The following is a 12,841-nucleotide window of genomic DNA, read 5'->3' on the forward strand; positions in this document are numbered from 1 at the left end:
AGATAATAGGGAAGGGTTATTTGCCTTTGTTTAGTATGTCAGCACAAAGACAACGAAACATGCATTATGATGGACGAAAGGAAGTTTTACTGTGATACATGATAGGCTTGGACAAACGGTATTAAGTTATCGTAAGAAAAATAATATGACAATTCGTGAATTCGCTGATTATGCAGGGATTAGTACGTCGTTAATTAGCCAAATTGAAAGAGGACATGCTAATCCTTCTTTAAATGTTTTGGAATTAATTGCAAAAGCATTAAATGTACCGCTGTTTACACTTTTTATTAACGATATTGATACAGATTCAATCATTTCTAAGAAAAAAGATCGAAAAAAAGTATATCGGGAAAACAATGATCACATTGTATATGATGTATTAACACCTGATTTTATGAAAGCACGTATTGAAATGCTAATGATGGATTTAAATAAACAAGCAAACACAACAGAAAGCCATTATTCCCATGAAGATAAGGAAGAGATTGCTGTTATTATGAAAGGGGAAGTGTATGTGGAATTGGAGGGAAAAGAATATTTTTTAGAAGAAGGCGATGTTGTACGTATTCCACCGAATGTGAAGCATCGATTTTTGAATAAAAGTGATGAATCGAATCACATTTTATTTGTCCTGACACCATCTTTAGGATGAAAATATAGTGATTTTTATCCCGCATTAACAGGCAGTAAGACCTCCCTCGAAATTCAGTGAAAGCAAAGAAGTTAGGTGGGGGATTAACTGCCCGTAAATGCCTGATTGGTTCAACTAATAATCAGTGGGGGGATGAACAAAACCCCCACTGATTAAAGTTTCACTTTATTAGGGGAGATAGAAAATGGAAAACAAAAGTATTTTAAAAGGCGGCCTTTCAATTATTTCTCAATGTAAAAAAGAAACAAATGATATTTGGCATGCACATTTTGGAGTAGCTGCAATTGCTAGTTATTTTTTTATGAAAGATAATAATATTGATGAAGAAACAGCTCGTAATATGTGTTCGCAAACAAGGATGATGCTGAACAAGAAAAAAATTGGTGAGATGATTGATGATAAAAAAGAAATGAATTTTCAAATTGCGGAGAATATGATTATAAAATCTTTAGAACAAACGATTGATGAGCTTCATTGGGTGGGGCATAACGTCATTTATGCGTCATTGAGTTTATTAGCTATGAAAGAGCTACAAAAATGGGGTGATAATCAAGCAATTGAAGGGATTACTACTCTTATTTTATCATTTCGAAAAACAATTCCAGGTAGATCGTGGATTGGTTATACGACGAAAGAAGTAAAACAATTAAGTTTTGAAGATGAGATACAAAGTGAATTGAGTAATCCAACACAAGTATCTCAGTTCATTTTAAATGAGTTATCGAAATTTAATAGTATTTATCGAGCGGAATCACATCATGATTTAATTGGGCATTTGCTTACATACTCCCACGCAATTAATATAATGTACGATTTAGGACATATAGATATATTTCAACGAGGGATACGTCCGCTGTTAAAACTAGTATACGTACTAAGAGCTAGCCAAAAGCTCAAGCTGAATACGGAAATAACTTTACACTCACCTATAGATCGATTACCTTTAATTCAATCTAAACGTGCAAATATTTTACCAACTGAAAATATATTTTGGATAAAAGACTATAGTGAATTCGATTGGGATTTTGGTCATGTATTTAAATTCTCATATAGTTATTTTAATCATATACAGAGAGCTCCAAATTATAAAGATATCACATTAGAAAAATTCCGTTATGTTATTAATTCTTAATGAACGTTAATGATCTGTAAAAGGAAGTTTAATCTAGTTTCTTTTTTGTTAGTAGTATATTATTTTTTCAAATATGTAAGATTTTACATGCGTATTTTACTTTTACTAATTATGTAAGTAGGCTATACTGAAATACATACATTTTATTTTTGGAGAGATGTAAAACGACATGGAACTAGCGAAATTGGAAAAAGTAATTGAAATAAAAAAAGAAGAACTTTTATATTTAGTATCGGATTATGGAATTCAACATGAAAAAGTATTGGCATTGAGTCAAGAACTAGACAAATTAATCAATTACTTTATGTTTTTAAAATAAAGAGAACTATGACGGGGTTTGTAAATGTTATAGTTCTTTTTTATTAGGTAATTTGAAAATATATTAAAATATATTGTCTAATTTCTTACAGAATGCGCAACTTGCTAGTCGAATATAAGGACTTTTGGTTATAATAAAAAGGAATTATTAATTGTATCGGTTAGGAGCGCAGCACATATGAAAACAGTTGTTGTTATCGGTGGAGGTATAACGGGACTTTCTACTATGTTTTATTTAGAAAAATTAAAAAAGGATTATAATATCGATTTAAATTTAATTCTTATTGAGAAAGAAGAGTATTTAGGTGGTAAAATCCATAGTGTGGAAGAAAAGGATTTCATTATGGAGTCAGGGGCGGATTCAATCGTTGCTCGTAATGAACACGTTATGCCACTTGTAAAAGATTTAAATTTAGAAAATGAAATGGTATATAATGAAACGGGTATTTCTTACATATATTCTGAAAACATGTTACATCCAATTCCTTCTGATACTATATTTGGGATACCGATGAGTGCCCGGTCGTTGTTTAGCAGTACGCTAGTCTCAACGAAGGGGAAAATCGTAGCTTTAAAAGATTTCATAACGAAAAATAAAGAGTTTACGAAAGATACATCACTTGCTCTATTTTTAGAAAGCTTTTTAGGGAAAGAGTTAGTGGAAAGACAAATTGCTCCTGTGCTTTCAGGCGTATATTCTGGTAAATTGAATGAGCTTACAATGGCATCTACATTACCGTATTTACTGGATTATAAAAATAAGTATGGAAGTATTATTAAAGGTTTTGAAGAGAATAAAAAACAATTTCAATCAGCAGGAAATAAAAAATTCGTATCATTTAAAGGTGGACTATCTACGATAATTAATCGCTTAGAAGAAGTGCTGACTGAAACTGTCGTAAAAAAAGGTGCTATAACGACGGCTGTAAGTAAACAAGAAGATCGATATGAGATTTCTTTTGCAAATCATGAAACAATACAAGCAGATTATGTTGTTTTAGCAGCTCCACATGATATAGCGCAAACTTTATTACAGTCTAATGAGTTAAATGAGCAGTTTAATACATTTAAAAACTCATCTCTTATTAGTATTTATTTAGGATTTGACATACTAGATGAACAACTACCAGCTGACGGTACGGGGTTTATTGTAACGGAAAACAGTGATTTACATTGTGATGCTTGTACATGGACAAGTCGAAAGTGGAAACATACATCGGGTAAACAAAAATTATTAGTTAGAATGTTTTATAAGAGTACCAATCCGGTATATGAAACAATCAAGGATTACAGTGAAGAAGAATTAGTACGAGTAGCTTTATATGATATTGAAAAGAGTCTCGGAATTAAAGGTGAACCAGAAGTAGTTGAAGTTACAAATTGGAAAGATTTAATGCCGAAATATCATTTAGAACATAATCAAGCGGTTCAAGCATTGCAAGAAAAAATGACAAATCTTTATCCAAATGTATATTTAGCTGGTGCCTCATATTACGGTGTTGGAATTGGTGCGTGTATTGGAAATGGAAAGAATATTGCCAATGAAATAATGGCTACATTAAATAAATAATACTGTAGAATAAATAAAAACTGTTCCTTCAGCAAAATGAAGGAACAGTTTTTATTTATTTTATTTGAATGGAAATTTTATTGTTTTTTACATTGTTTTCTTTTATTGTTAATGTTATTTCTCCAGATTCTTTAAATGAATACGGTGATAGTTGATAAATATCTTTTATATCATGTTTTTCTTGTAATTTACTTATCGGTATTAATACGATATTTGGCTTCCATGTTTCTTGTTTTCCTGAAGGATATTCTATAAGTATTACCGGATTTTTTAACTGCATTTTTTTCCAAGAGACGAAATATAGTTGAACTTCTGTATCTTTTTTTAATAATTCTTCGGAGAAATAACCGAATTCGCCTACATTACCGAAAACAGTGTAGTTTTGATTTTTTAATTTAATATCTAAATAACTAGGTTGATATGTTACTGCATGATAAGTTCCATATGAAAGTGAGAGTATGGCAGCGATTAAAATACCGATTGAAAATGTCTTAAAGCTATTGCCTTTAAAGTTAGTCATCATGAAAGAGTTTGGTGTGAATTTTTTTGCGAATAAAAAAATAAGTAATATGAGTAAGAGGGATAAGCCGATGAATATATACATAGGAAATTTACACCTCCACAATAAAATAATATATTAACTATATTTTACCATAAATGTATGGGGTAGGGTGGTTGTTTGGAAGGAGAAAATGAAGAAACAATTTTTTTACAGTTCTTGATAATTTGAAATTCGATTTATGGAAATTATAGCGTAATGTTTGAGTAGTAATCAGAAGGTATCCAATTCGTGTATATAGAATAAAGAGGGAATGCGTCATTAGAAATGTTTGATTTATGGAACAATAAGGACTTTAGTAATTATAAATATTTTTTCTGATATAATGAATGAGTAGAGAGAAAGGAGTGATCCTATGGCATTTCCTATATTAGAAACAGAACGCTTACGTTTAGTTGAAATAGAACAATCTTATTGTCAAAAAATATATGAAATCTTTTCATTGGATGAAGTAACGTGTTATTACGGTATGAATTCTTTTACGGAGTTTGGACAAGCTTCACGTATGATCGAATCTTTTTCGAAAAATTACTTTGAGAAAAAGGCAATACGATGGGGAATTGTGTTAAAAGAAACGAACGTTTTAATAGGAACAATTGGACTAAACAATTTACAATTATGGAGTAAACGATCTGAGATTGGATATGACCTGCATCCTCGTTATTGGGGAAATGGTTATGCGTCAGAAGCGGCTCGAGAAATTATTGATTATGGGTTTAAAGATTTGGGTTTGTTTAGAATTGGAGCTATTACATATCCTGAAAATGTTACTTCTTGTAGAATGTTATCTAAAATCGGCTTTCAAAAAGAAGGTCTATTGCGCGGATATATTCATCAAGGAAATAAGCAACACGATGCATTATTGTATTCTATAGTGCGAACTGATATTGAGGACATAAATTTATAATAAAAAAAACCTCTTAATTAAAAGAGGTTTTTTTTATTATAAATTAACCTAATTTAGGTAATAAACGTTCTCCGCTTTTCATGCTACTTTTACATAAAGGGCATTTAGGCTCTTCTTCAAATGAAAAGTTCTTTCTCATCCATCCTAAACAATCCTCTGATTCACATTCCCAAACAGGGGTTTGTTCTGGTGGTACTTCTGCTACATCGTTCTTTCGATTGCGATACATGTAACCACTCCTTTTATGTAAAAAATTTTAGTTATATATTAAAAAGGTTGTTAACCTTGCTGGTAACAACCTTTTTATTGTTTGAATTATAGCTTTACAACGTTTTTAGCTTGAGGTCCGCGGTTACCTTCTTCAACTTCGAAGCTAACTTCTTGACCTTCGTCAAGAGACTTGAAGCCGTCGCCAGTGATAGCTGAGAAGTGAACGAATACGTCGTTACCGTCTGCAACTTCGATGAAACCGAAACCTTTTTCGCTGTTAAACCATTTTACTTTACCTGTTAATGTCATGGTAATGCCTCCTAAAAGTAGAAAAATTACAATATGATCGGCCTTATTTGAATGAAAATAAAAGTTCACATATTATCAAAAACCCATAAGGAGTACAAAATGTCCCTGATTGATACTTGATAATATGCAAAGAAAATATAGTGTTAAATTGACCTTAATTACTATCTTACAACAAATGGTGGGAAATAGCAAGTGCTGGTAATACCACTGACTAATCTGGGTGATAATAGTAAAGGCACAAAGGCATCTCTTTTATTTATATATTATTCCTAATTTGAATTTATTCCAAACAAAAATCATTTATATGAAAAAATAAGTTTAAATAAAAGGCTAAATATTATTTTAATATTGCTGATGAGTACCATAATTAGGAGGATAGAATATTGCAAAATAAACAATTTAAAATAATTGAAGCAGCAAAAGAGGGAAGAAGAAAAGTTCATCCTGTTTTTGCTGTCATACTCGCGATTATATTTTTAACTTTAGGTGAATTATTTATGTTGTTTATGCTGATTTTACCGAAAGCAGAAACAACTTTTATGAAGGCGATTTATAGCGACATTGAGATGATATTAACGTTTGGCGGCGCAATATTTTTTGTGTTTTTATGGATTAGATTTGTAGAGAAAAGATCATTTTCATCCATTGGTTTTTGGGGGAATCAATGGATAAGAAAATATTTGAGAGGTGCATTAATAGGATTTGTTTTCATTTCAATACCAGTAATTTTACTCCTATTAGCAGGAGTTGTAACATTACAAATACAAAAAATTACAGTAACCGCTATATTGGGTATTGTAGGTTCTTTAGTCGCATTTTTAATACAAGGGGCAACAGAAGAAATTATTGTACGAGGTTGGTTATTCCCGGTTCTTTCTGTTAGAAGTCGTATATGGGTTGGGATTGTTGTGACGTCTTTCTTATTTGGTTTTCTTCATTTACTTAATCCAGGTATTACAATTCTTTCAATATCGAATATAATATTAGTTGGTGTATTTGCAGCTTTTTACGTTTTAAAAGACAGTAGTCTGTGGGGGATTTGCGCATGGCATTCCATTTGGAATTGGGCACAATATAACGTCTACGGTTTTGCAGTTAGCGGGATGACCATATATTCAACGCCGTTATTTAAACCTGCAACAAATGGCCCCGTATTCCTTCATGGAGGCACGTTTGGAATTGAAGGTAGTATCATTACAACAATCATGCTCGCTATTGCTTCAATTGTTTTATGGAGAAAGTTATGGGGAAGAAAAGTGAAACAACGAAATTTTAGTTAATGAAAGAGGGAGAAACTATGGGGATAATAGCATTTGAGGGAGCAAGCGCTGTTGGTAAAAGTACCACGTGCCGTGAATTAGAAAAGAATTATGGTGCTTATATAATACCTGAAGTGAATTCTTTATTTGAAAGGCCAAAAAATGAACATAGAACATGGTATTTTGAAAAACAAGTTGAGCGCTGGAATATAGCTGTTCAGAAGTCAGAGCAATATGAATTCGTAATACTCGATGGTGATATATTTCAGCCACTTAGTTATAATTGGTGTTTTCATTTTGATATATTTAATCAGCCATTATCTTTAATAGAAAATTTTTATAAAGAAAAGATGTTAAATAGGGAAATTGGTTTTCCGGATCAATATTTTTATTTATATACGAACGATGAAGAACTTAGAAAGCGGAAAGTATATGATGAAACGAAAAGAAGGAGAAACTTTGAAAAACATTTACATATATCAAAATCGTTTCAGCGTTATTATGAAAATTTAAATACTGTTACAGATGGGTATTGTAAATTAATTGAGGCGAAAAGTGTAAGAAATAATGAATTAGAAATAGTGAGAAACTCAAAAAATTTGAACGTGTGTGAAGAAAGACGTTTTGATGTTTCGAGGTTAGATGCTATTACGAAGTGGTTAAAAGAAAATCGTGCATAAAGTAAAAACAACGAGTGTTGTAGAACGCGCTCGTTGTTTTTTTTTGCTTTTTTATAAATATAAAGGAAAAATTTGTAGAATACTTTCAATATTTAACAGAATAATCTTTCAATTTTAAAGAAAAAGAAATACAATATGAGAAAGTATATATAAATAATATGATAGGGGATGGGATGCGATATTTTAAATGAAGTAACAGTTTTTATATAAAAAATAATTAGGTAGTCAGAACAGAGATATTTGGGAGGAAACAAGCGCGATGAAAACACTATTTAAAATAATCGGTATTCTAGCTGGTATGGCGGTAATCGGAGTAGGTTTAACATATGGTATGCTGCATTATTTAAATAATAGTAAACCAGCTGCGAAAAAGGCATCACCAGCTGCTCCAGCAGTAGAAGTACTAGCTGATAGTAACGTAAAAGCAGAAGATGCAAAGCTTTTAGAAAATGGCAATTATTCATTGCCGAATAGTGGTTTTAATAAAAATTTTAAATGGACAGATGAGAACATACAGACAGCATTACATGAAATGGCACATCAAAAAGCGAAAGCTGATCAAAAGTGGGGTTATATTTTTATTACACAAGAGCGGATTGAAAGCTTAATTGATATTGTAAAGAGTAATGATCTTGTACAGGGAAGTACATATGTAGAAATTTTAGAACGATGGAAACAAGGGAAATATGAAAAGGTTGATGGGGATCACAATAAGATTTGGAAATTACAAAGTGGGAATTTAGGAGAAGGAAAAGGAGTAATGTCGGAAGCTGAGCAAAAAGAATTAATTAATCAAGTGTTTATGAACAAAGGTACATATTCAGGGAGTAAATTAATTGCAGGTGGCGGACAGACTAATAAATAATATACTAATTAATGTAAGAGAGTAATTGCTTATTAGGCAATTACTCTTTTTATATGTACTTCTTAATATCTTAATCTCGTTCAAGTAAGGAAAGAAACGACTGTAACACCGGGGAAATCCATCTGGATTTATGATAGATTACATGACTTTGAATAACGGATGGAGTTTCGATAGGCTGAAAACATAGTTGTTCTTTTTGACAACTTTCCTGTACAACGATATAAGGAAGAATTGAAATGCCTAACTCACACATGACGGATTGTTTAATGACTTCAACATTGGAAGTTTCAAATGTTTTAGCTGGAATATTTCCGCTTTGACGTAAAAAACGATCTACCATTGTCCTATAGCCGCAACTTTGTTCTGTAAAAATGAACTGAGTTTCCTGTAATAACTGGAATGGATTTGTATGTGCAGCGGAATAAGGTGGTAAAATCCATCCAAATGTTTCATTACTAAAAGTACGCGTAATAAAATCATTATGTTCTATACTTTCTCCAATTATGAAGACAACGTCTGTTTCTCCTTCACGTAATTTTTGTAATGCTTGTTCATTTGTGTTTGTTTCAAGTACGATATTTACTTTCGGATTTTTCTGTTTGTAAGTACGTAATAATTGTGGTAATCGGTATACCGCTAATGATTCATTAGATGTAATACTTAATGTACCTTCTAAATAATCTGTATTTTGGGGGATTTCTTGCGCTTTTTCATATATTGAAAGTAATTCTAATGCATAAGGATGAAATTGATGACCTGCTTTTGTAAGTAGCACTTTTTTCCCTAACCGATCGAAAAGAGGAATATGTAAATCGTTCTCTAAAGCTTTCATATGTGCTGTAACAGTAGATTGCGCATAACCTAGCGCGTGCGCAGCTTTAGAAAAATTACCATACTTCACAATGGCGCAAAATGTTTTAACATGTCTCATTTCCATAAGCGATCCCTCTTTTATTATCATGATTTGTGAATGATTATATCATGTATTTTAATTTTCCAAATGATTAAATTCTGTATAAAATGAAATTGTAGAAATATTCATTCAGGTGATATTGGAGGAGAAAAGATGATCAAAAAGGGCTATCATGTAGCTGTTGTTGGGGCTACAGGTGCGGTAGGGCAAAAAATTATTGAACTGTTAGAGAATGAAATGAAGTTTAATATAGTTGAAGTTACATTGCTTTCGTCAAAACGATCCGCTGGTAAGAAAGTAAGATTCAAAGGACGAGAGATAATTATACAAGAGGCAAAAACAACTAGCTTTGAAGGTGTAAATATTGCCTTTTTTAGCGCTGGGGGAGAAGTATCTAGACAATTTGTAACTCATGCAGTTTCTAGTGGTGCGATTGTAATTGATAACACAAGTGAGTACCGAATGGCACAAGGTGTACCGCTCGTTGTTCCGGAAGTGAATGCGCACACTTTAAAACAGCATAAAGGTATCATTGCAGTTCCAAATTGTTCAGCATTACAGATGGTAACAGCACTTCAGCCGATTCGAAAATCATTTGGTTTAGAAAGAATTATCGTTTCAACATATCAAGCTGTATCGGGTTCTGGCATTCATGCGATTCATGAATTACAAGAGCAGGCTAAGTCTATACTTGCAGGTGAAGAAGTGAAGAGTGATATATTACCGGTGAAAAAAGATAAAAAACATTATCCAATAGCATTTAATGTACTGCCTCAAGTAGATATATTTACAGACAATGATTTTACTTTTGAAGAAGTCAAAATGATTCAAGAAACGAAGAAAATATTAGAAGATGAAAACTTGAAAATGGCAGCTACTTGTGTACGTGTTCCAGTTGTATCGGGGCATTCAGAATCGGTTTATATAGAACTGGAAAAAGAAGCAAGCGTTGCGGAAATCAAGGGAATACTAATGGATGCACCAGGTGTTATTTTGCAGGATAACCCTAGTGAACAGCTGTATCCAATGCCATTATATGCAGAAGGGAAAATAGATACATTTGTCGGAAGAATACGTAAAGATCCTGATACGCCAAACGGATTCCACCTCTGGATTGTTTCCGATAACCTATTAAAAGGTGCGGCTTGGAATTCAGTTCAAATCGCAGAGACTTTAGTGGAAAAGGGGATACTTTAATATAGTTTAAAAAACTGGGGAATCGTTAATGACTCCCCAGTTTGTATTTCATAATTGTTTTCTTTATTTCGGCCGACTTTAATTAAAATTAGTCGTTATTGAATTTTTATAAATATCTACTTTATGTGCAGTGAAGCGTAAGGTTTTGGATTCTGCATGAATTGTAAGATTAATAATAATCGATAACGGCATTTCGACCGTTTTCACAATATCTTCTATAGCAATATACTCATTTTTTGCTTCCTTATAATAAACAACAGAACGAATTACGGCCTCGTCACCTTCAATATCAATTTCACACATCATAGGGAATTTTTTACCATTATGTAAGAATAATTCGCCTAGTACGATTGAACCGTTTAATTCTTCTGTAAAATTAGTAGTTGCCGCTGGTTTTACCCATGTTTCGTCATGTTCTTCGTTTTCCTCTTCATGTATTGCCCATTCCCAAATGGGGTTTTGTTTTAGGTCCTCAATAGTTAATTTATCAATTGGTTTGCAACTACTCATACATAAATTCTCCTTTTATTTTGATAAATAAGTTTTTTGATTTCATGAATTAGATGATTGCTTATAAGTGGGTTTAACAAAGTATTTTGCTCATTTGATATCCAAACTACTTTATTTTGAAATAAAGCTATTACAGCAATATTAACAAAACTTTAATTGTCTAGTAAATAATTATTAGTGGAGATATTAAAATGGGATGGTGTTAAAGAAAGATAGTAAAAAACATCAAGGATGAATGAAATTCATTTGGTACGATATGGATATATCCAATGTGAGGGGGAGTTTGATGTATCAAGTAAAGGGGTATTTTTCATCATTAAAAGGAAGTTATTATGAGATTGGAAAGCAACAAGGGGAATTCGTGAAACAAAATCCGTATCTCATCCCGCAATTTATACACGAAGAAAATGTAATATCTAATAACCATTGGACAGAATCGAGAAATATACTAAACAAACATTGTCCAGGCATAAATGAAGAAATTGAGGGGTTTTGTGAAGTGTTAAAAATCCCTTCAAAAAATATGATGTATTACTATCAAACACTATTGAAAGCAGGTTGTAGTCATTGTGCAGTATTACCTAAAAAGACCGATTTAGAGCACACATATGTATTAAGGAATTATGATTTGTCACCAGTAATAGATGATATGCGTTTTTGTTCAACTCATGTTGAAGGTGCGTATGCACATAGTGGCTTTTCTACTCAATATTTTGGCCGAACGGAAGGGATAAACGAGCATGGATTAGCTGTTACATTTTCATCATGTGGTCAACCAGTAGGAAATATTGCAGGTTTAAGAAAGCCAATGGTGAGTGGTTTACAATGTTTTGCGATAATTCGATTGTTGTTGGAGAAATGTAAAAATGTGCAGGAAGCTAAGTTACTAATAGAAGAAATCCCAATTGCTAGTAATATTAATTTAATAATAGCTGATCCTTTAAATGCAGCATATATTGAAATATTTGACGGTCATAAATCCACAATAACGATTGATGGTGAAAAACAAGCTTTTATTGTATCAACAAACCATGCAGTTAGTTCATCAATTCAGAAATTAAATAATAGGAAATTAGAACAATCAACAAAGAGATATCACCTTTTACATGAGCATTTAAATAGATGTGAACAAGTAAGCATAGAGTCTTTAAAAAAGTTAGTAGAAGAAGAATATCCTGCTGGACTTACTGTGCATAACTATGAAGAATGGTTTGGAACTTTACATTCTGTATTATTCGATTTACATGATCGTACAATGAAGATTTGTTTCGGATCACCACTTTTAAACGACTGGTATTCATTGAAAGTTGGAGGAAGTATGCCGTTTTCTGAGGTGAACGTGAACTTTAAAAATAAAACTTATACTGACTTTTGGAAGGAAGATAAGAATGAATTGATACCTAAAAGATAAATGGGATAAGATGGTGATGTAAAGAGTGCATTTATACTGGAGGGATTATCAATACTAAAAGTTACGTTACCATTTGTTCTTATCTTTTTTCTTGTCATTGCGATGTATATTGCTTATCAAAAGAGAAAAAAGTCTGGGATAAAAGGATTGAAAAGTGCGGTAACTTCTATTTGCTTCTTTTCACTTGCAATCTTAAATATGTTTGCATATTGGTTTCATTTTGGCGGTGCTTTTACTTGGCTATTTTCAATTGTATTATTGCTAGTTGGTGCATATTTTACTAAATATATTCCAATATCTAAAAAGGTACATTAAAGTTTATAAGAGTTAAATATAATGTTTACTTTGT

Annotated in this window: 16 protein-coding genes; 11 read left to right on the plus strand and 5 right to left on the minus strand. The window is 32.0% G+C overall.

The window, feature by feature from the left end:
- Positions 1-91: 91 nt before the first annotated feature.
- From ATL10_RS05855 to ATL10_RS05870, 4 genes are all read left to right on the plus strand, one after another.
- Positions 92-652 carry a helix-turn-helix domain-containing protein gene (locus ATL10_RS05855; protein ID WP_110496561.1) on the plus strand — a complete coding sequence of 187 codons (561 nt, stop codon included), beginning with the start codon at positions 92-94 and terminating at the stop codon, positions 650-652.
- Between the two features lie 184 nt (positions 653-836).
- Positions 837-1,784, plus strand: a complete 948-nt coding sequence (locus tag ATL10_RS05860; protein WP_100910279.1) for a hypothetical protein — start codon at positions 837-839, stop codon at positions 1,782-1,784.
- 169 nt (positions 1,785-1,953) lie between these two features.
- Positions 1,954-2,103 carry an aspartyl-phosphate phosphatase Spo0E family protein gene (locus ATL10_RS05865; protein WP_000417698.1) on the plus strand — a complete coding sequence of 50 codons (150 nt, stop codon included), beginning with the start codon at positions 1,954-1,956 and terminating at the stop codon, positions 2,101-2,103.
- A gap of 177 nt (positions 2,104-2,280) precedes the next feature.
- Positions 2,281-3,672: a protoporphyrinogen oxidase gene (locus tag ATL10_RS05870; RefSeq protein WP_061661081.1), complete on the plus strand. Its 1,392-nt coding sequence runs from the start codon at positions 2,281-2,283 to the stop codon at positions 3,670-3,672.
- A 55-nt stretch (positions 3,673-3,727) separates the two neighbouring features.
- Here ATL10_RS05870 and ATL10_RS05875 read toward each other — a convergent pair whose 3' ends face one another.
- Positions 3,728-4,276, minus strand: coding sequence for a hypothetical protein (locus tag ATL10_RS05875; protein ID WP_000275232.1), 549 nt, complete (start codon positions 4,274-4,276; stop codon positions 3,728-3,730).
- 310 nt (positions 4,277-4,586) lie between these two features.
- On the opposite strand from ATL10_RS05875, the gene ATL10_RS05880 reads away from it, so the two are divergent.
- Positions 4,587-5,138, plus strand: coding sequence for a GNAT family N-acetyltransferase (locus ATL10_RS05880; RefSeq protein ID WP_000885398.1), 552 nt, complete (start codon positions 4,587-4,589; stop codon positions 5,136-5,138).
- 43 nt (positions 5,139-5,181) lie between these two features.
- On the opposite strand, the gene ATL10_RS05885 is transcribed toward ATL10_RS05880, so the two are convergent.
- Both ATL10_RS05885 and cspD read right to left on the minus strand, forming a co-directional pair.
- Positions 5,182-5,367, minus strand: a complete 186-nt coding sequence (locus ATL10_RS05885; protein WP_000286203.1) for a cold-shock protein — start codon at positions 5,365-5,367, stop codon at positions 5,182-5,184.
- An 86-nt stretch (positions 5,368-5,453) separates the two neighbouring features.
- Positions 5,454-5,657: a cold-shock protein CspD gene (cspD, locus tag ATL10_RS05890; RefSeq protein ID WP_000176366.1), complete on the minus strand. Its 204-nt coding sequence runs from the start codon at positions 5,655-5,657 to the stop codon at positions 5,454-5,456.
- A gap of 383 nt (positions 5,658-6,040) precedes the next feature.
- On the opposite strand from cspD, the gene ATL10_RS05895 reads away from it, so the two are divergent.
- From ATL10_RS05895 to ATL10_RS05905, 3 genes are all read left to right on the plus strand, one after another.
- On the plus strand, positions 6,041-6,937 hold the full coding sequence (locus ATL10_RS05895; protein WP_090976529.1) for a CPBP family intramembrane glutamic endopeptidase: 897 nt from the start codon (positions 6,041-6,043) through the stop codon (positions 6,935-6,937).
- Positions 6,937-7,596: a DEAD/DEAH box helicase family protein gene (locus ATL10_RS05900; RefSeq protein ID WP_141553440.1), complete on the plus strand. Its 660-nt coding sequence runs from the start codon at positions 6,937-6,939 to the stop codon at positions 7,594-7,596. Before ATL10_RS05895 ends, ATL10_RS05900 begins: the two co-directional genes overlap by 1 nt.
- A gap of 259 nt (positions 7,597-7,855) precedes the next feature.
- A complete protein-coding gene (locus ATL10_RS05905) occupies positions 7,856-8,461 on the plus strand; it encodes a PRK06770 family protein (protein ID WP_053564524.1) in 606 nt (201 codons plus the stop codon).
- Between the two features lie 70 nt (positions 8,462-8,531).
- Here ATL10_RS05905 and ATL10_RS05910 read toward each other — a convergent pair whose 3' ends face one another.
- Positions 8,532-9,398 carry a LysR family transcriptional regulator gene (locus ATL10_RS05910; protein ID WP_090976533.1) on the minus strand — a complete coding sequence of 289 codons (867 nt, stop codon included), beginning with the start codon at positions 9,396-9,398 and terminating at the stop codon, positions 8,532-8,534.
- Positions 9,399-9,527: 129 nt separating this feature from the next.
- Between ATL10_RS05910 and ATL10_RS05915 the strand changes: the two genes are divergently transcribed.
- Complete coding sequence (locus ATL10_RS05915) at positions 9,528-10,571, plus strand: aspartate-semialdehyde dehydrogenase (protein WP_098284434.1); 1,044 nt, start codon at positions 9,528-9,530, stop codon at positions 10,569-10,571.
- Positions 10,572-10,649: 78 nt separating this feature from the next.
- Here the strand turns inward: ATL10_RS05915 and ATL10_RS05920 are convergent, their stop codons facing one another.
- Positions 10,650-11,081, minus strand: coding sequence for a hypothetical protein (locus ATL10_RS05920; protein ID WP_098284435.1), 432 nt, complete (start codon positions 11,079-11,081; stop codon positions 10,650-10,652).
- Between the two features lie 286 nt (positions 11,082-11,367).
- Here ATL10_RS05920 and ATL10_RS05925 point away from each other — a divergent pair, with 286 nt between their 5' ends.
- Entirely contained in the window at positions 11,368-12,492 is a 1,125-nt protein-coding gene (locus ATL10_RS05925; protein WP_142669936.1) for a C45 family autoproteolytic acyltransferase/hydrolase, read from the plus strand.
- Between the two features lie 51 nt (positions 12,493-12,543).
- The gene (locus ATL10_RS05930; RefSeq protein ID WP_140155603.1) at positions 12,544-12,807 is read left to right on the plus strand and encodes a hypothetical protein; all 264 of its coding nucleotides are present in this window, start codon (positions 12,544-12,546) and stop codon (positions 12,805-12,807) included.
- Positions 12,808-12,841: the final 34 nt, after the last annotated feature.

The organism is Bacillus sp. 196mf (assembly GCF_003217275.1).
Classification (GTDB): domain Bacteria; phylum Bacillota; class Bacilli; order Bacillales; family Bacillaceae_G; genus Bacillus_A; species Bacillus_A thuringiensis_S.

Excerpts from the sequence above, each read along its gene's own strand:
- ATL10_RS05860 (WP_100910279.1), top strand. The coding sequence starts at position 837 with ATGGAAAACAAAAGTATTTTAAAAGGCGGCCTTTCAATTATTTCTCAA.
- ATL10_RS05865 (WP_000417698.1), top strand. The coding sequence starts at position 1,954 with ATGGAACTAGCGAAATTGGAAAAAGTAATTGAAATAAAAAAAGAAGAA.
- ATL10_RS05870 (WP_061661081.1), top strand. The coding sequence starts at position 2,281 with ATGAAAACAGTTGTTGTTATCGGTGGAGGTATAACGGGACTTTCTACT.
- ATL10_RS05875 (WP_000275232.1), bottom strand. The coding sequence starts at position 4,276 with ATGTATATATTCATCGGCTTATCCCTCTTACTCATATTACTTATTTTT.
- ATL10_RS05880 (WP_000885398.1), top strand. The coding sequence starts at position 4,587 with ATGGCATTTCCTATATTAGAAACAGAACGCTTACGTTTAGTTGAAATA.
- ATL10_RS05885 (WP_000286203.1), bottom strand. The coding sequence starts at position 5,367 with ATGTATCGCAATCGAAAGAACGATGTAGCAGAAGTACCACCAGAACAA.
- cspD (WP_000176366.1), bottom strand. The coding sequence starts at position 5,657 with ATGACATTAACAGGTAAAGTAAAATGGTTTAACAGCGAAAAAGGTTTC.
- ATL10_RS05900 (WP_141553440.1), top strand. The coding sequence starts at position 6,937 with ATGAAAGAGGGAGAAACTATGGGGATAATAGCATTTGAGGGAGCAAGC.
- ATL10_RS05905 (WP_053564524.1), top strand. The coding sequence starts at position 7,856 with ATGAAAACACTATTTAAAATAATCGGTATTCTAGCTGGTATGGCGGTA.
- ATL10_RS05910 (WP_090976533.1), bottom strand. The coding sequence starts at position 9,398 with ATGGAAATGAGACATGTTAAAACATTTTGCGCCATTGTGAAGTATGGT.
- ATL10_RS05915 (WP_098284434.1), top strand. The coding sequence starts at position 9,528 with ATGATCAAAAAGGGCTATCATGTAGCTGTTGTTGGGGCTACAGGTGCG.
- ATL10_RS05920 (WP_098284435.1), bottom strand. The coding sequence starts at position 11,081 with ATGAGTAGTTGCAAACCAATTGATAAATTAACTATTGAGGACCTAAAA.
- ATL10_RS05925 (WP_142669936.1), top strand. The coding sequence starts at position 11,368 with ATGTATCAAGTAAAGGGGTATTTTTCATCATTAAAAGGAAGTTATTAT.